General features: G+C 74.3%; 11 protein-coding genes. 7 read left to right on the top strand and 4 right to left on the bottom strand.

Annotated features, from left to right (window positions below; all coding sequences use genetic code 11):
• The first annotated feature begins 189 nt into the window (after positions 1-189).
• The 3 genes from AC0VX2_RS06540 (at position 190) to AC0VX2_RS06530 (ending at position 3,934) form a co-directional block, all read left to right on the top strand.
• Entirely contained in the window at positions 190-1,146 is a 957-nt protein-coding gene (locus AC0VX2_RS06540; RefSeq protein WP_044659523.1) for a PAC2 family protein, read from the top strand.
• Between the two features lie 36 nt (positions 1,147-1,182).
• Positions 1,183-2,241, top strand: coding sequence for a DUF4192 family protein (locus tag AC0VX2_RS06535; RefSeq protein ID WP_144818934.1), 1,059 nt, complete (start codon positions 1,183-1,185; stop codon positions 2,239-2,241).
• Positions 2,242-2,401: 160 nt separating this feature from the next.
• Positions 2,402-3,934 (top strand): RNA polymerase sigma factor, encoded by a 1,533-nt coding sequence (locus AC0VX2_RS06530; protein ID WP_251393409.1) that lies wholly within the window; start codon positions 2,402-2,404, stop codon positions 3,932-3,934.
• 65 nt (positions 3,935-3,999) lie between these two features.
• Here AC0VX2_RS06530 and AC0VX2_RS06525 read toward each other — a convergent pair whose 3' ends face one another.
• Positions 4,000-4,209 carry a DUF7455 domain-containing protein gene (locus AC0VX2_RS06525; protein WP_002858172.1) on the bottom strand — a complete coding sequence of 70 codons (210 nt, stop codon included), beginning with the start codon at positions 4,207-4,209 and terminating at the stop codon, positions 4,000-4,002.
• Positions 4,210-4,461: 252 nt separating this feature from the next.
• Between AC0VX2_RS06525 and AC0VX2_RS06520 the strand changes: the two genes are divergently transcribed.
• A complete protein-coding gene (locus AC0VX2_RS06520) occupies positions 4,462-6,567 on the top strand; it encodes a DNA gyrase/topoisomerase IV subunit B (RefSeq protein WP_036384624.1) in 2,106 nt (701 codons plus the stop codon).
• Positions 6,568-6,773: 206 nt separating this feature from the next.
• On the opposite strand, the gene AC0VX2_RS06515 is transcribed toward AC0VX2_RS06520, so the two are convergent.
• From AC0VX2_RS06515 to AC0VX2_RS06505, 3 genes are read right to left on the bottom strand one after another with little or no spacing between them, the layout of a single operon-like run.
• Complete coding sequence (locus AC0VX2_RS06515; protein WP_036384625.1) at positions 6,774-7,847, bottom strand: NAD-dependent epimerase/dehydratase family protein; 1,074 nt, start codon at positions 7,845-7,847, stop codon at positions 6,774-6,776.
• Positions 7,844-10,780, bottom strand: a complete 2,937-nt coding sequence (locus AC0VX2_RS06510) for an alpha/beta fold hydrolase (RefSeq protein WP_251393408.1) — start codon at positions 10,778-10,780, stop codon at positions 7,844-7,846. Before AC0VX2_RS06510 ends, AC0VX2_RS06515 begins: the two co-directional genes overlap by 4 nt.
• An 18-nt stretch (positions 10,781-10,798) precedes the next feature.
• On the bottom strand, positions 10,799-11,830 hold the full coding sequence (locus AC0VX2_RS06505) for a 3-oxoacyl-ACP synthase III (RefSeq protein ID WP_063189705.1): 1,032 nt from the start codon (positions 11,828-11,830) through the stop codon (positions 10,799-10,801).
• A gap of 270 nt (positions 11,831-12,100) precedes the next feature.
• On the opposite strand from AC0VX2_RS06505, the gene AC0VX2_RS06500 reads away from it, so the two are divergent.
• Genes AC0VX2_RS06500 through cydC form a run of 3 tightly spaced genes read left to right on the top strand, consistent with a single transcriptional unit; the run spans position 12,101 to position 18,237 of the window.
• Complete coding sequence (locus tag AC0VX2_RS06500) at positions 12,101-13,675, top strand: cytochrome ubiquinol oxidase subunit I (protein WP_070709091.1); 1,575 nt, start codon at positions 12,101-12,103, stop codon at positions 13,673-13,675.
• A gap of 27 nt (positions 13,676-13,702) precedes the next feature.
• Positions 13,703-14,725: a cytochrome d ubiquinol oxidase subunit II gene (gene cydB, locus AC0VX2_RS06495; RefSeq protein ID WP_036314110.1), complete on the top strand. Its 1,023-nt coding sequence runs from the start codon at positions 13,703-13,705 to the stop codon at positions 14,723-14,725.
• A complete protein-coding gene (gene cydC / locus AC0VX2_RS06490; RefSeq protein WP_475432417.1) occupies positions 14,722-18,237 on the top strand; it encodes a thiol reductant ABC exporter subunit CydC in 3,516 nt (1,171 codons plus the stop codon). Before cydB ends, cydC begins: the two co-directional genes overlap by 4 nt.
• The last annotated feature ends 1 nt before the right edge of the window (position 18,238 follow it).

Here is an 18,238-nt window from a genome sequence, read left to right as displayed (position 1 = left end):
GGGCCGGGCCGTCCCGCGTCATCCTAGCCAGAGGGCTCGCGCGCCCGTCCAGGGCGCGCGGGCGCGGAATAGGAGGGTGCCGTGCCGTGGTTGACTGACGCCAGAGGACAGGGAGGGATCCGCGTCCGCCGCCATCCGGGCGGCGGGGACGGCTCTCCCGCAGACGGACCACCGGAAGGGGAACGAGACGTGCAGGACGCCGCGCCGCTGTACACCCGTCATGAGGGGGCGCCCGTGCCCCCCGGCCTGGGCATGCTCGTGGCCCTGACCGGGCACATGGACGCGGGCCGGGTCGCTCGGCAGGTGCGGGCCGCGCTGCACGAGCACCTGACCCATCGGACCGTCGTCTCCTTCGACGTCGACTCGATGTTCGACTACCGCGCCCGGCGTCCCCGGCTCCGGTTCGACCGGGACCGCTACCGTGATCTGCGCCTGCCCGCGCTCGAGGTGCAGCTGGTCGAGGACCTGCTCGGCCACCCCTTCCTGCTGCTGTCCGGCCCCGAGCCGGACTTCCGGTGGCAGGCGGTGACGGAGGCCGTGCTCGGCCTCGCGCAGGAGTGGGAGGTGGACTCGCTCACCTTCCTCGACGCGGCCCCGCTGCCCGTGCCGCACACGCGGCGGCTCGGGGTCACGACCCACGGGTCCCGCGCCGACGCCGTCGAGGGGCTGTCCACCTGGAGCCCGGAGGCGGACATCGTCGCGGGGCTGCTGCAGATGCTCGAGCTGCGCGCCGAGGAGGCGGACCTGCCGACGGCGGGCTACACCGTCCATGTGCCGCACTACGTGGCCGAGGCGTCCTTCCCCCAGGCGGCCGTGGCCGCGCTCGAGTACGCGGGGGCCGCCATGGGGCTCATGCTGCCCTCGGACGACCTGCGAGACGCCTCGCGGGACATCGAGGCCGAGCTGGAGCGCCAGGTCTCCGGGTCCGGGGAGATCCAGCAGATGATCGCCGGCCTGGAGCGCAACTACGACCAGAACGCCGAGGACCAGGAGCGGTCGTTGCTCGAGACCGAGCAGGGCCTGCCCGACGGCGACGAACTCGCCTCCGCCGTCGAGGCGTACCTCGCCGCGCGGGACGCCGGCGGCGGGTCCGCTCCTGCACAGGAGGACGGACCCGGCCGTCCGTCCACCGGCGACGGGGACTGATCCCACCGCGGGCGCCCGGTCGGCCAGGGTGGCGGCATGGAAGCCCCCACCTCACTCGACGTCCCCGTCCTGCCGGCCCGCGGCCCGGAGGACCTGCTCGCCTACGTCGGCCACGCCCTCGGGCGGTTGCCCGAGGGCAGCCTGGTCCTCCTCACCCTGCGCGACGGGCGCCTGCGCGCCGTGGTGCGGGTCGACCTGCCTCCCGAGGAGGTCGACGTCGGCGCCTGGGCCTGCGCCGTGGCCGAGGTGTGCCGGCGGGACGCAGCCGCGGACGCGACGCTCTGCCTCGCGCTGCCGGACGGCGCCCGGGCCACGCTCGCCCGTCCCGGCTGGGCCGCGGCGCTCGACGACGCCCTGGCGTCCGCGGGTCGCCCCCTGACCGCGGCCTGGACGTGCGCGCGGGGACGGGCGCGCCCCTGGTGGGGGAGCGGCGTCGCCGAGGAGGGCCCGCTCGACCCCCGAGCCGCGCCGCTGTCCCTGCACCTGATGACCCGCGGTTCGGTCTGGGACCGTGCAGCAGTGCCCGACCCGGTCCCGCGCCGCGGTCCCGCGGCGGCCCGGGCCGACGACGCGCGGTGGCGGCCTCCCGAGCAGGACGCGCCCGCGGCACGCCGCGCGTGGCTGGCGCAGTGGGAGTCGGTGCTGACCGGCGCGGTGGGTGACCGCGGCGCGCCCGCACCCGCCGTGCTGGGCTCGCCGCTGACGCGTCCGGCCTGGCGCGACGGCCTGCTGCTCCATGCCGCCGCGCCGTCCGGCGCGGCCACGGGGGATCCGGGGGACGAGGAACGGATCCTCACCGCGGCCTCGGGCCGGGCGCCGGCCTGGGATCGGCTGGACGCCCTGCGGGCGGGGCTGCGCGCGCTCGTGCCCGTCGCGACGCCGGCCGTGGCGGCGCAGGCCCTGGCGCTGGCCGGGTGGGTCGGCTGGGCCCGCGGCCACGGCTCCGACGCGGACGCCCACCTGACCGCGGCGGCGGCGCTGAACCCCGGCGACCCGTTCGTCTCCGTCCTGCGACGCATCGTGGCCGCGGGGTGCGTCGCCGGCTGGGCGACCGACCCGGCCACCGCGTGGCGGCCCGACGGTGGCGGCCCATGAGAGAATGATGCGGCTTCACGACGGCACGGCCGATCGCACCCCGTTTCCCGGGTTCGGAATAGATCGGTCACAGCCGTCGTTGGCACTGGCGGACCCTGCAGTCGACGGGCCCGGACGACGTCGGTCGTCCGAGGCCCGGACTTGACAGGGTCACGTGTATATGGACTGCAAGGATCCGCGGGTGGCCGCGGACGAGACGGAAAGGCCTCGAGTGACCACTTCGACGACCAGCGGTGCGCAGGACGGCAAGGAGACCACTGCCTCCGGGGCCACGACCACGCGCACCCGCTCCACGGCAGCCAAGAAGTCGACCGCCACGAAGAGCGCCACGACCAAGGGCGCCACGACGCGGACGACCGCGGCGAAGTCGGCGGCGACCAAGACCGCTGCCACGCCGACGGCCAAGAAGAAGACGACCCGGAAGCCCGCCGCGGCCAAGACCACCGCCACGAAGAAGACCGCCACGACCCGGGGCAAGAAGGCCACCGCCTCCGCCGCCTCCGCCGAGCAGGCCGAGGACGACGAGGAGTTCGTCGAGGCGCGCGAGCGCACCGAGGCCGCCGACGCCGTCGAGGAGGACGTGGTGGAGGACGAGACCGCCACCGAGGACTCGGATGACGAGGACGCGGACGGCTCGGACGCTCCGGAGCGCCCGGCGATGGACGCGGAGGCCGTGACCGGCACGAAGGCCGCCACGGGCCAGAAGGTGGCCCAGTCCAAGGGCGCGTTCGTCATGGACGACTCCGAGGACGACGCCCCGGTGCAGCAGGTGGTCGTGGCGGGCGCCACGGCGGACCCGGTGAAGGACTACCTGAAGCAGATCGGCAAGGTCGCCCTGCTCAACGCCGAGCAGGAGGTGGACCTGGCCATGCGCATCGAGGCCGGCCTCTACGCCGAGCACGTCGTGCAGCACGAGGCCTCCGACGACTACCGCGAGCGCCGGGACATCCAGCTGATCATCGCGGACGGGCGCAAGGCCAAGAACCACCTGCTCGAGGCCAACCTGCGTCTGGTGGTCTCGCTGGCCAAGCGCTACACCGGCCGCGGCATGCTGTTCCTGGACCTCATCCAGGAGGGCAACCTCGGCCTGATCCGCGCCGTCGAGAAGTTCGACTACACCAAGGGCTTCAAGTTCTCCACGTATGCCACGTGGTGGATCCGACAGGCCATCACCCGCGCCATGGCGGACCAGGCCCGCACCATCCGCATCCCGGTGCACATGGTGGAGGTCATCAACAAGCTGGCCCGCGTGCAGCGGCAGATGCTCCAGGACCTCGGCCGCGAGCCCACCCCGGAGGAGCTGGCCAAGGAGCTGGACATGACCCCGGAGAAGGTCGTGGAGGTGCAGAAGTACGGCCGCGAGCCCATCTCCCTGCACACCCCGCTCGGCGAGGACGGCGACTCCGAGTTCGGCGACCTGATCGAGGACTCCGAGGCCGTCGTGCCCGCGGACGCCGTCTCCTTCACGCTGCTCCAGGAGCAGCTGCACTCGGTGCTGGACACGCTCTCCGAGCGCGAGGCCGGTGTCGTCGCCATGCGCTTCGGCCTGACCGACGGCCAGCCCAAGACGCTGGATGAGATCGGCAAGGTCTACGGCGTGACGCGCGAGCGGATCCGCCAGATCGAGTCGAAGACCATGTCCAAGCTGCGTCACCCCTCCCGCTCGCAGGTGCTCCGGGACTACCTGGACTGAGTCGGAGCGGCATGACGAAGGGCCGGACCCCCGCGGGGGTCCGGCCCTTCGTCATACCGGGCGCCTCAGGCGCCGGCGGTGAGGCGGTCCGTCTCGTCCTGCCACAGCGCGGCCTGGGGACGCAGCGCGTCCTCGACGGCGCGGGCGTGGTGGGCGCAGAACTGGAGGGCACCGCCGGAGTGCAGCACGGCGCGGACGTAGGCCTGCGCGCCGCAGCGGTCGCAGCGGTCGGAACGGGTGAGGGCGGCCGGCTCGGCCACGGCGGTGATGGACATGGTGTCCTCCTCGGGTCTCTCGGGGCTGGAGGGCGACGACGCCGGTGGGGCGGGCCGGTCCTCCTCTTGTCCCATGGAACAGCAAGGATGGCAGGGAACTTCCCCGCGCGCCCGCCCTCCACCCGCGTTTCGCCACCCGCGTACGCGAGGAGCCCAGCCGGGCGGCCCGCGACGTCCGGCGCGGAGCCCGGCGTGTCCGGCCCGCGGAGTAGGCTGGACCGGCCGCCGTCGTCCACCGAAAGGCCCGCCCCCGTGCCCGCGAACACCGAGTACAACGCCCGCCACCTCTCCGTGCTGGAGGGGCTCGAGGCCGTCCGCAAGCGGCCGGGCATGTACATCGGCTCCACCGATTCCCGCGGCCTCATGCACTGCCTCTGGGAGATCATCGACAACTCGGTGGACGAGGCCCTGGCCGGCTTCGGGCAGTCGATCGAGATCACCCTGCATCCGGACGGCTCCGTCGAGGTCGAGGACAACGGGCGCGGCATCCCCGTGGACGTGGAGCCGCGCACCGGTCTGTCCGGCGTCGAGGTGGTGTTCACCAAGCTCCACGCCGGCGGCAAGTTCGGCGGCGGTTCCTACGCCGCCTCGGGCGGCCTGCACGGCGTGGGCGCGTCGGTGGTCAACGCCCTGTCCTCGCGCCTGGACGTGCAGGTGCTGCGCGGGGGCAAGGTCCATCAGATGTCGTTCCGGCGCGGCGAGCCGGGCCGCTTCCAGGACGGGTCGCGCCCGTCGCCGGACGCCCCGTTCGAGCCGTCCACGGACGCCTCGCCGCTGGACGTCGTCGGGAAGGCCAAACGTGGGCAGACCGGCACGCGCGTGCGCTACTGGGCGGACGAGCAGATCTTCGTGAAGGACGCGACGTTCTCCGCCGAGGAGCTCCAGGCGCGGGCGCGCCAGACCGCCTACCTGATCCCGGGCCTGCGGATCACGGTCAAGGACCTGCGCCGCCGACCCGGCACGCCCGGCGCCGACGGCCCGGTCGAGGAGGTCTTCCAGTACGACGGCGGCATCTCCGAGTTCGTGGAGCACCTCACGCCCGCCACCCCGGTGACGGACGTGTGGCGGATCCAGGGCTCCGGCACCTTCAAGGAGCGGGTCCCGGTGCTCGGCGAGGACGGGCGCACCTCCATGCAGGATGTGCAGCGCACGTGCGAGGTGGACGTCGCCCTGCGCTGGGACGTCGGCTACGACACCGTGTTCCGGTCCTTCGTGAACATCATCGCCACGCCCAAGGGCGGCACCCACCAGTCCGGGTTCGAGGCGGCACTGCTGAAGGCGTTCCGCGCCCAGGTGGAGGCCAACGCGCGCCGGCTCAAGGCCGGGTCGGACAAGGTGGAGAAGGACGACGTGCTGGCCGGCATGACCGCCGTCCTGACGGTGCGGCTCGCCGAGCCGCAGTTCGAGGGACAGACCAAGGAGATCCTCGGCACCTCCGCGGTGCGGCGGATCGTCTCCCAGGTGGTGGAGAAGCAGCTGACCGCCCGCCTCACCTCCACGGCCCGCGCCCAGAAGCAGCAGGTGCACACGCTGCTGGAGAAGGTCGTCGCGGAGATGAAGTCGCGCATCTCCGCGCGCACCCACAAGGAGAACCAGCGGCGCAAGAACGCCCTGGAGACCTCGACGATGCCGGCCAAGCTGGCGGACTGCCGCAGCAACGACGTCGCCTCCTCCGAGCTGTTCATCGTCGAGGGCGACTCGGCGCTCGGCACCGCCAAGCTGGCCCGGTCCTCCGACTTCCAGGCCCTGCTGCCGATCCGGGGCAAGATCCTGAACGTGCAGAAGGCCTCCGTCTCGGACATCCTGGCCAATGCCGAGTGCGCGGCGCTGATCCAGGTCGTCGGGGGCGGCGCGGGGCGCAGCTTCGACCTGGATGCGGCCCGCTACGGCAAGGTCGTGCTGATGACGGACGCGGACGTGGACGGTGCCCACATCCGCACCCTCCTGCTGACGCTCTTCTTCCGCTACATGCGTCCCATGGTCGAGGCCGGGCGCGTGTACGCGGCCGTCCCGCCGCTGCACCGGATCGAGGCGGTGACCCGCGGCGTGAAGGAACGCGAGGTCATCTACACGTACTCGGAGCAGGAGCTGCACGCGACGCTCGCCCGCCTGGAGCGGGAGGGTCGCTCGTACCGCGAGCCGATCCAGCGCTACAAGGGCCTGGGCGAGATGGACGCCGACCAGCTGGCCGAGACCACGATGGACCCGCGCCACCGCATGCTCCGCCGCGTGAACATCGCCGAGGTGGAGGCCGCCGAGCGGGTCTTCGACCTGCTCATGGGCTCCGCCGTGGCCCCCCGCAAGGACTTCATCGTCTCCCACGCCGACGAGCTGGACCGCGAGCGCATCGACGCCTGACCCCCCACTTTCGTTCGGGAAACGGCGGCCCCAGGAGCGTCGTCGTTCGGGAAACGGCGGGCACCGAGACGACGGCGGCGCAGTCTCCGCCGTTTCCCGAACGAAAGCGGCGTGACCCGCGCCGTTTCCCGAACGAAAGCGGCGTGACCCGCGCCGTTTCCCGAACGAAAGCCCTGGGCGGGCGGCTGCTCCGACCGCGGCGGACGTCAGCGGTCGCGGTAGTACGCCGCGACGCGGTGCAGGCCCTCGTCGATGCTCACGGTCGGCGTCCACGCGAGGACCTCACGGGTGCGCCGCTGGTCGAACCAGTGGGCGGTCGAGAGCTGCTCGGCGAGGAACTCGGTCAGCGGCGGCTCGCCGTCGTCGGAGCCCACGCCCCGGGACCGCAGCCCGAACAGGTCCCGCTCCCACGCCCGCTCGATCAGGGCGCCGGCACGCCGGGCCAGGCCCGCCGGGACGCGGCGCTCGGGTTCCGCGGCACCGCCCGCCAGCGCGATCTGGCGGATCAGCTCGCCGACCGGTCGCGGCTCGCCGTTGGTCACCACGAGGGCCTCGCCGTGGTGCACGTCCGCCGCGGACACGGCCGCCACCACGGCCTCGACGGCGTTGGCCGTGTACAGCGTGTCGACCAGGGGAGCGCCCGTGCCGAGCACGGGCATCCGCCCGGCCCGCGCACGCTGCACGATCCGGTCGGTGAGCTGCAGGTCCCCGGGCCCCCACATCAGGTGGGGGCGCAGCACGAGGACGCGGAAGTCGTCGCGGTCGGCGGCCAGGGCCAGTCGCTCGCCGGCCGCCTTCGTGCGGGCGTAGGGTCCGCGCGCGTGCTCGGGGCTGGCGGCTCCGGCGCCCTCGCCGACGATGGAGTCGCCGGCGTGCGCCACGGAGGGGGAGGAGACGTGGACGAAGCGTCGCACGCCGTGGCGCTGCGCGGCGTGCAGCAGGATGCGCGTGCCCTCGACGTTCACGGCCTCGTACTCGTGCTCGGGGCCGGACACGGACACCTTCGCGGCCACGTGCACCACGGTGTCCGCGCCGGTCAGGGCCTCCTCGACGGCGGCCGGGTCGGTCACGGAGCCACGCACGTCCCGCGCACCGGGCACGCCCGAGGGACGCCGCTGCAGGGTGGTCACGTCGTTGCCGGCATCGGCGAGCACCCGGGCGACGCCCGCGCCCAGCAGCCCCGAGGCGCCGGTCACCAGGACGCGGCGCGACTCGAGGCGCTCGACGAGGTCGGGCATGCCGGCGGCATCGAGGCCGACGTCGTAGCCGAAGCCGCTCACAGCGCACCCGCCTTCCCGCCGGCGAGCACGGCCTCCGCCCAGTCGGCCACCCGGGCGCGGTCGATCTTGGAGTTGTGCCGGATGTCCGTGGGGATCTCATCCGCCACGAGCACCGCGGCCACCGGCAGCGGCTCGAGGGCCGCGCGCACGGCGGAGGCCAGCGCGGTCGGGGCGAGGCCCTGCTTGGGTCGGCCGTCGCGGTGGTGACCCGGGCGCCGCGCCGGGCGCGTGGCCGGCACGGCCGCCTCCACGACGACGACCACGGCCTGCGTGCCCCGGGGCCCGGCGCCGACGACGGCGCTGCGCCGCACCGGCCCGAGCGCGTCGACGGTCTTCTCGGGCCCGCCCGGACCGACCGGGCCCTCGGGCGTGGTGATCACGTGTTGGAGCCGACCCTCGAGCCAGACGCGGCCCTCGGCGTCGAAGTGGCCGACGTCGGCGGTGCGGTGCCACACCCGGCCGTCCCGCCGCCACAGCCCGTCGCGCTTGCTCTGCTGGTCGGTGTGCCAGAGCGCGTCGTAGCGGTCCTTCAGGTGGGGGGCGCTGACCACGATCTCGCCGAGGACGCCGTGGCCCCGCGCGGGGTCGAGGATGACGTCCTCGGCGCTGCCGTCCTCGAGCAGCGGCGCGATGGCCAGGGACACCGTGGGCAGCGCGGAGCCCACGCAGACGCCCTCGTCGTCGGCGGTGCGCAGGCGCTGCACCTCGGCGCCGTCGATGTCCGTGAGCAGCAGCCCCTCGGTCATGCCCCACGGCGTGTGGACCCGGGCGTTCGGCATCAGGTCCGAGACCTGACGCATCAGCTGCGGGTGCACGGGGGCGCCGGCCGAGAGCACGAGGCGCACGGCGTCGAGGGCCTCGCGCCGGGGCGCGTCGAGGCCGTCGGCGGTCGCGACCACGTTCGCCAGGGCGGCGGGGGAGGCGAACAGCACGCTCGACTGCCCGGCGATCGCGGCGTCGGCCAGCTTCTGCGCGGTGAGGGTGGCCGGCTGGGTGACGTCCATGTCCGGGGAGACGGACGCGGCGCCGAGGGCGGGTCCGAGCAGCGCGAACGGGGCGAAGCCGGCCAGCAGGGACCCGCCCGGGCGGATGCCCAGGGTGCGGGAGATCAGCGCCACGAGGCGGCCCAGCCGCTCGTGCGTGTACACGACGCCCTTGGCCGGGCCCGTGGAGCCGGAGGTGAACAGCACCGCGGCGTCCGCGTCCAGGGCGGGCTCGGGCAGCACGGTGCCGTGCTCGTCGACGGCGTCGCCCGCGGCCGGGTCGCGGTGGCGGTCGACCATCGCGTAGAGCGAGTCGGAGACGTCGAGCAGGCGGCGCTGGGCGGCGCCCGGCTCGGTCACGGAGATCCGGGTGCCCGGCCACGACTGGGCGCGGGCGAGCGTCAGCCCGGGGGTGCGGCCGATGATCCACCGGGGGCGGGCCGACTTCATCGCCCGGGTCATGCCCTTGACGCCGAGGCCCTGGTCCGCCACCACGGCGACGGCGCCCACGCGCAGCACGGCGTACAGGGCCGCCGACAGGTCGCGGCCCGGCGGCACGAGCATGGCGACCCGGTCGGCCGGCCGCATGCCCGCGGCCCACAGCCCGGTGGCGATGGCCGAGACCATCTCCTGCAGCTCGCCCCAGGTGACGGCCACGGGTCGGCGGGCGGTTCCCACGAGCGAGCGGCCGGCCTGGGCGCCGGCCATGTCCACCAGCGCCGTGTACTCGCGGTGGTCCGAGCCGGGGGCGCCCCAGTCGCGCAGGTGGTCCCAGAGCCGGACCACGCCGGGCTCGCGGGCTCCGGGATCCTCCCCGAGGTCCACCTCCAGGCCCGGGTCGGCGGCGGCGTCGGCGGTGGCGTGCGGGACGGGGCCCGGCAGCCCCGAGGCGGGGTCGGAGAGCTGGCCGCCGCGCAGCAGCTGGGCCCACTGCAGCAGGGGCGCGGTGATGTCGCGGTCGTCCACGAGCAGGTGTCCCGCCTGCTCGTAACGGTGCACGCGCGCGTGGGGCAGGCGGTCGCGGAGGTCGTCGAGGTAGCGGTCCAGGAAGACCGGGTCGTCGGCGCCCCACAGGATGAGAGCGGGCACGTCGGTGCGGCCCAGGGCGGCGAGGTCCTCTCCCACCCGCTGCAGTTCGGGATGGCTGCCGTGGCGGGGGTCGGCCGGGATGTCCGCGACGAAGCCGCCGACGCCGCCGCGTCGGGCCGCCGTGTCGTAGGGCAGGTGGTAGGCCGCCCGGGTCTCGCGGTCGAGGGCCGGCGTGGCGAGGGAGGTCGTCACGGAGAGGAAGGCGTCCGTGGTGACGGTGGAGGCCGGCAGGACGGGCCCGGCGAGGGCGGCCTGCAGCGGGGCGGGGATCGGCGCCCCCTCGGGCTGGTGGACCGCGGTGTTCAGGGTCGCGACGCCGGCCACCAGCTCCGGATGACGCGCCGCCCAGCCGAGGGACACGACGCCGCCCCAGTCGTGGCCGAGCGTGATCAGCGGGTGGCCGGTGGCTGCCAGGTCGCGCAGCCCGAGAGCCGCCAGCAGGGCGTCCAGGTCGTCGATGCGGCCACCCAGCGTGCGGTAGGTGTCGCCGGCACGGCCCATCGACGCGGCGGACGGGGAGCCCGCGTGCGCGAGGCGCTCGGAGAAGCCCATGTCCAGCTGGTCCGGCGCCACGACGCGCCACGCGGCCATGCCCCGGCGTGCCCGGCGCACGGTCTCCGCGAGCAGGGACCGCCACAGCCAGGACCAGGTCGGGTTGCCGTGCACCGCCACGATCGTGCCGACGATCTCGGCCCCGGCCGCCGCGAGCACGGGACCGGTGTCCGCCACGTGCAGCGTCCGCACGGTCCCCTCCGGGTCCGCGGCGGAGCGGATCTCCACGAGGCGGGACCATGCCGGGTCCCAGCCGGGCAGTCGGTCGGCCGGCGGCAGGGCGGCGGGGGCGGCGGGGATCTGGGGCATGGCTCTGGCTCCTTCAGCTCACCATTCGATCTCGAGCATCGCGGTGTTCAGACCCGAGCCCACGCCCAGGCAGACCACTGTGTCCCCGTCCTCCAGGGAGTCCATCTCCCGCACGAGGGTGATGGGCAACGACGCCGGGCCGACGTTGCCCAGCGTGGGGAACGTCGTCGGGATGCGCGCCGGGTCCAGGTGGGCGGACTCCGCGATCGCGTCGGTGTGCATCTGCGAGACCTGGTGGGTGATGAACCGGTCGGCCTCCGGCCACGCCCACTCCGCCGGGACGTCGTGCCACGCGTCCATCACGAGCTCGAGACCGTCCTTGAGCAGGGCGGTGGAGTCGGTGTACATGCCGTGGTGGTCGCCCACGCACAGGCCGTGGTGGTCGGTGCCGGCGCGGGTGATCCCGCGGACGATCCGATGGGCGTCCGGGTGGTCCTCGATGCGGCCGACGACGGCGGCGGCGGCCCCGGAGCCCAACGTCAGGGACGCGAACTGCTCCATGAAGTTGCCGCGGTGCGTGGTCTCGGCGTGCAGGTTGGCCACGGTGGCGGCCTGCACCTTCGAGGCGTCCTCGGCGGCGACCACGACCGCGTAGTCGATCTGGCCGGCGTCCACCAGGGTGGAGGCGAGCATGAGGCCGTTGACGAACCCGAGGCACGCGTTCGTGATGTCGAAGTTGGTCGCCGAGGTGGGCAGCCCCATGAGGTGGTGGATCCGCACGGCCACGGAGGGCTCGAGCGTGGCCCGGGTCACCGACGTGTTCACGAGCAGGCCCACCCGCTCCCGCGGGACGCCGGCCTGCTCCAGGGCCGCGACGCCGGCGCGCGCGGCGGCCTCCTGGAAGTCCTCGGTCTCGTCCCAGTTCCGTCGGCTGCGCACACCGGCCACCCGCTCCAGGAGGGAGCCGGGCAGGCGCAGGCGGGTGAGCACCTCCGCCAGCTGGTCGTCGAGGTCCTGCGAGGTGACTTCGACGGGGGCCTCCACCTCGGTGACCGCCAGGAGGGCGGCGCGGGAGTACTCGTAGCTGGCGTTGCCGGACACGTTCGTCACCAGGACCAATCTGCGGGGGTCGGGGAGGGGGCGCTCACCTGCGGTGAGACGACAGCCCACTGTATCGGAGGGGTCGGGCGGGGCGCCCGTCGGAGGCCTCGATCGGCCCGAGGCGAACAGGGTCGCCTCGGCCGGGACAGTCCGCGGACACGGTCAGGGCGTCGTCGGCCCGGCGCCGTCCGGCGATGTCACGACGTCCGACGGACTAGGGTGGTGGTATCCAGCGACCGCGTTGTCGCGGTCGAACGCCTGTCTCAGGAGCGCAGCCTCGTGGATCCCCTCGAACTCGCACGGTGGCAGTTCGGCATCACCACCGTCTACCACTTCCTCATGGTCCCGCTGACCATCGGACTCGGCCTCGTCGTCGCCGTCCTGCAGACCCTCTGGGTCGCCACGGGCAAGGACCACTACCTGCGGATGACGAAGTTCTGGGGAAAGCTGTTCCTGATCAACTTCATCATGGGCGTGGCCACCGGGCTGGTGCAGGAGTTCCAGTTCGGCATGGCCTGGTCGGAGTACTCCCGGTTCGTCGGGGACGTCTTCGGGGCGCCGCTGGCCCTCGAGGCGCTCATCGCGTTCTTCCTGGAATCGGTGTTCCTGGGCATCTGGATCTTCGGCTGGGACCGGATCCCGCGAAGACTCCACCTGGCCGCCCTGTGGTGCGCGGTGCTGGGGATCAACCTCTCGGCCTACTTCATCATGGTGGCCAACGGCTTCATGCAGCACCCGGTGGGCTATGAGGTCGTCGACGGCCGCCCGGTGCTCAACGACCTCGGCGCCGTGCTGACCAACCCGATCGTCCTCACCCACTACCCGCACACCATCTTCGGTTCCTGGGCCGTGGCCGGCGGCTTCCTCGTGGGGATCGCCTGGTACCACCTGTGGAAGCGCCGCCGGGACGGCATCGACGTCGTGGACGAGGCGGGCCTGGTCGTCGTCGGCGACGCCGGCACCGCCGCCCGGGACCGCACCGACCACCGCGTCTGGCTCACCTCGCTGCGCGCCGGGGCGGCCGTCGCCCTGATCGGCTTCGTCGGCACCGCATTCTCCGGCCATGCCCAGGCCCAGCAGATGATCCACTTCCAGCCCACCAAGATGGCCGCCGCGGAGGCCGCCTGCCACGACGGCACCGCGTTCTCCGTGCTCACCCTCGGCGATGTGCGCTCGGGTGGAGCGACCACCTGCGAGGACGTCCAGGGCGTGATCGAGGTGCCGGGCCTGCTCTCCTACCTCGCGTACGAGGACTTCACCACGCCGGTGCGCGGCATCAACACCCTGCTGCCGGAGTTCGAGCAGAAGTACGGCACGCACCTGCCCGACTCCGAGCTCTACGGCGACCGCGCCGGCAGCGAGATCTCCTATCTGCCGCTGATGGAGGTCACCTACTGGGGATTCCGGCTCATGATCCTCTTCGGCGGACTCGGCGCGCTCGCGGCACTGGGCGCGCTGTGGTTCTCCCGCCGCGGCACCGTCCCGGCCTCCCGTGGCTGGATGCGCCTGGCCGTGGCCTCGATCGGGGCGCCGTTCGCGGCGAACATGACCGGCTGGGTGTTCACCGAGATGGGCCGGCAGCCGTTCGTGGTGTACCCGAACCCGGCGATGGGCGTGGATCAGGTGTACATGTTCACCGCCGCGGCCGTCTCGCCCGGGGTCACGGGTGAAGAGGTCCTCGTGTCCCTGATCGTCCTGGTCGGGATCTACGCGGTGCTGCTGGGCGTCGAGGTCTTCCTGCTGACCCGGTTCGTCCGCGGCGGCGTCCCGGCCGCCATGCCGGAGCTCACCGCCGCCGAGCACTCCGATGAACAGAAGCGCGACCGCGACGACGTGCTCGCGTTCGCCTACTGACCCGCTCGCAGAGAGGACAGCACGACCATGGCTGAGGTCCTTCCCGTCTACTGGTACGTCATCATCGCCGTGCTCTGGCTCGGCTACCTGGCCCTCGAGGGCTTCGACCTCGGGGTCGGCATGCTCGTGCGCTTCTGGGCGCGGGACGAGCCACGGCGCCGGGTGCTGCTGAACATCATCGGCCCCGTCTGGGAGGGCAACGAGGTGTGGCTGATCACCGCCGTCGGAGCGATGTTCGCGGCCTTCCCGTTCTGGTACGCGGCGGTGTTCTCCACCCTGTACCTGCCGATGCTCGTGATGCTGTTCGGTCTGATCCTGCGGGCGGTGTCCATCGAGTACCGCGGCAAGGCCGCCACCGACGCCGGCCGGGAGATCTGGACCTGGACCCTGGGCATCGGCTCGTTCCTGGCGGCCTTCATGGCCGGCGTGCTGCTCGTGCTGACGACGACCGGCCTGCCGCTGGACGCCAACGGGGACCGGGTGGGCGGCCCCTTCGTGTGGGTGACCGGCCCGGCGCTGCTCGGTGGTCTGGCCGTGGTCGGTTTCTCCCTGGCGCAGGCGTGGGCGTTCATCGGCCTGAAGACCGACGGCGCCCCCCGCCGGTCGGCCGCCCGCTTCCTGTCCACGTGGACCCCGCTGGCCGTGCTGCCGCTGCTGGTCTGGGCAGGGCTCGTGGTGGCCCGCGGCGACCGCCCGTGGACCTGGGCGCTGCTGGTGCTGGCCGTCGTGGCGGTGGCCGCGTCGGTGGTGGCCGCCCGGGCCGGCCGCGAGGGCCTGGCCTTCACGTCCCTGACGCTGGTTCTGGTGCTGGCGTGGACGGCGATCATGGTCACCCAGTACCCGGTCGTGCTGCCCTCTACGGTGGACCCGCAGTTCAGCCTCACCGCTCAGCTGGCCTCCTCCGGCCCGTACACCCTGGGCCTGATGGCCGTGATCTCCCTGATCTTCGTGCCCATCGTGCTGGCCTACACGGGGTGGTCCTACTGGATGTTCCGCCGCCGTCTGGCCGACACCCACATCCCGGAGGCCCACCTGGTGGAGCCGCTGTGAGCCCCAGCCGCCCCGCCGCCCCGGCCGTCGAGCGCTCCGCCTCGGCGGCCGGGCCGCCTCCGGGCCCGACCCGTCGGGCCCGGCCCCCGATGACCCCGGCCGCACTTCGGGCCCTGCCGGCCCTGCTGGCCCTCGCCGTGCTGCGCGCGCTCGGCTGGATCCTGCTCGCCGAATCCCTGGCCCGGCTGATCACCGGCCTGGCGATGACCCTGGACCCCGAGGACTCCGCCCGGCTGCTCGACCTGCTGTTCCACCCGCCGGCCCCCGTGGGCCCTGTGCCCGCCGCGCAGACCCTGAGCGGCCCCGTGCTGCTCGGGGCGGCCGGGGTGGCCCTGCGTGCCCTGGCGGAGGCGGGGCAGCGCGTGGTGGGCCGCCGCGCCGCGCTGGGGGCCCAGCAGCAGGTGCGGGCCGCCGTCGTCGCCCAACGACTGGCCGCCGCCGACGGCGGACGCCCCCGTTCCGGCGCCGATGCCGTCCTGGTCACCCACGGCCTCAAGAGCCTGGACGACCACTACACCGAAGCCCTGCCCGCGCTGGCCGCCACCGCCGTGGTCCCGGCGGCCCTGGGCGTGTGGATCCTCACCCACGACCTCGTCTCCGCCGTGGTGGCCGCCATCACCCTGCCCCTGGTTCCCCTGTTCATGATCCTGGTGGGCCGCCACACCCAGGAGCGCATCGATGCCGCCCAGGACGGGCTCGACCGGCTGGCCGGGCACCTGCTGGAGCTCGCCCGCGGCCTGCCGGTGCTCGTCGGACTCCACCGGGCCGGCGTCCAGCGCCGCGCTCTGCAGGAGGTCTCCCAGCGGCACCACGCGGCCACGATGGTCACGCTGCGCACCGCATTCCTCTCCGGTCTCGCCCTCGAGCTGATCGCCTCCCTGTCCGTGGCCGTCATGGCGGTGTTCATCGGACTGCGCCTGGTGAACGGGCAGATGGCGCTTCTCGACGGCCTGGTGGTCCTCATCCTCGCCGCCGAGCTCTACCTGCCGCTGCGGGAGGTCGGCGCGGCCTTCCACGCCTCCGAGGACGGCCGCGAGGCCGAGTCCCGCGCCCGGGCCGCGGCCAACGCCCCCGTCCCGGCCCCCGTGCTCGACACGCTCGGGCCGGCCTCCGGGCCGGACCGGGACGGCGGCGTCGTGATTCGGGACCTGAGCGTTCGGCTGGCCGGACGGCAGGTGCTCGGGGGGCTCGACCTCAGCGCGCTCCCGGGTCGCCTGACCGCGCTGGCCGGGCCCTCCGGCACCGGCAAGTCCACCGTCCTGCGTCTGCTGGCCGGCCTGCTGCGCCAGGACGCCGCCGAGGCCACCGGCCGGGTCGCCGGAGTCGACACGGAACGCACCCTCTGGATCGGGCAGCACCCCGTGCTGACCGAGCGCACGGTCGCCGGCGAACTGGACCTGGCCGCCGGGGGTGCGCTGCCCGGTCCCGTTCGCTCCGCCGTGCTGGCCGCCGTGGCGCTCGAGGGTCTCCAGGAGCGGGACCCGGCCGATCTGAGTCCGGGGGAGTGCCGGCGGGTCGCGGTCGCCCGCCTCCTGGCCCGCCTGCACGCCGCGGACGGGACCGGCCCGTGGCTCGTACTCCTGGACGAGCCCACCGCCCACCTGGACGGCGCCGTCGCCGCCGTCGTCGTCGAGACCCTCGCGGCCTTGCCCTCCGGTGCGGTGCCCGGGCTGAGCACGCCGCAGTGCACCGTGCTGGCCGCCTCCCACGATCCCACCCTGCTGACGGCCGCCAACGCCATCGTCCGGCTGGCCCCCGGCGCCGGTCCGACCGCCGGATCCCCGGCCACGGCTATGCCGGTCGCCGCCGCCCAGGGGCGTGCGCGGCCGGAGCCGGTCACCCCGCGACAGGTCTCGCTGCGGGCCGGACTGCGGCTGCTGCCGTGGCGGCAACCGAAGCTCTGGGCCGGCATCGGCTGGGCCGCCGGGACCCACGTGTCCGCGGCACTGCTGGCGGCACTGTCCGGCTGGCTGATCGTCACCGCCTCGACGCGGCCGCCGGTGCTCTACCTGCTGGCCGTGATCGTGCTGGTGCGCGGGTTCGGCCTGTCCCGGGCCGTGTTCCGCTACCTGGACCGGCTGACCACCCACGACGCCGTGTTCGGCTGGGCCACGGAGCTGCGGCTGCGCCTGTGGGACGCGCTGGGCCGTCAACCCCGGCTGTGGGGGCGGGTGGGCCGGACCGACGGCGCCCTGTCCCTGTTGGTCTCGGACGTGGACGCCTTTCGGGACGCGGTGCCCCGGGTGCTCGTGCCTGCCCCGGCGGCCCTGCTCGCCTGGCTGGCCACCGCCGCCCTGACCTGGGCGTTGGCCCCGGAGCTGGCGGTCGTGGCCCTGGTGCCCGGGGCGGTCGCCCTGGTGGTGATCCCCGCGCTGGTCGCCGTCCTGGACCGCCGCCAGACCGCGGCCCAGGTGCGAGGGCAGGGCGCGCTCGTCGACCGTGTGGCCGCCGTGCTGAACGCGGCCGGGGACCTGCGCGGGCTGGGGCTGACCGAGCCTGCGCTGAGGGGACTGGCGGTGCTGGACGACCGGCTGCAGCGTCCCCGCCGTCGGGCCGCGTGGGCCGCCGGCGGGGGCCGGGCGCTGGCGGTCGCGGCCTCCGGGGGGATCGCGGTGGCCGCGGCGGCCGCGGCGGCCCACACCGGCACCTCAGCGCCGGTCGCGGCCCTGGTGGTGCTGCTCGCACTCTCCTGGGCCGAGCCCTATGGGGCGCTGGCCGCCGCCGCCCAGCACTGGGGCACCCTGGCGGATCGGGCGCGGGCGACCGGCGAGCTGCTCGGCCCGGAGGAGGGCGGAGCTGCCGCGGCGCCGCCTGAGCCGGCGGAGGCCGCAGAGCCGGAGGCACGGGTGTGCCGCCTGCGCCTGGTCGAGGCCGCCTTCGCCCACCCCGGTGCGCCGCCGCTGTGGACCGACCTGGAGCTCGACCTGGCCCCCGGGGACGTCGCCGTCGTCACCGGGCCCTCCGGATCCGGGAAGTCGACCCTGCTGGCCGTGCTGCTGGGCTTCCTGCCCCTGACCGCCGGCCGGTACACGCTCGAGACCGTGCCCCCGACGCCCCAGCCGGACCCGGTCCGCCCGGACGCGACGGCGCTGGCCCGGGTCGCCTGGACCCCGCAGGACGCCCTGATCTTCGACTCCACGGCGCGCGGCAACCTCGCCCTGGCCCGCGGCGTCGCGGACGCCCCGTCCGACGCAGAGCTCACCGCCGCGCTCGAGCTGGTGGGACTGGGTCCGTGGCTGGCCGCGGCACCGCAGGGCCTGGACACGCGCGTCGGCCCTGGCGGGCAGCGGCTCTCGGGCGGGCAGCGTCAACGCCTGGCCGTGGCCCGGGCTCTCGTGGCCCGCGCCGATGTCGTGCTGCTGGACGAGCCGACCGCACACGTGGACGCCGACGAGGCACGCGCCCTCATCACGGATCTGCGCCGGGCTCTGGCAGACAGGATCGTCGTGATCGTCACCCATGACGGCAGGCTGCTCGAGGACGGTGACGTCCCTGTGCGGGTCGGTTGCTGAG

Source organism: Micrococcus sp. iso_239 (genome assembly GCF_056173395.1).
This window is presented reverse-complemented; position numbering and strand designations above follow the sequence as displayed.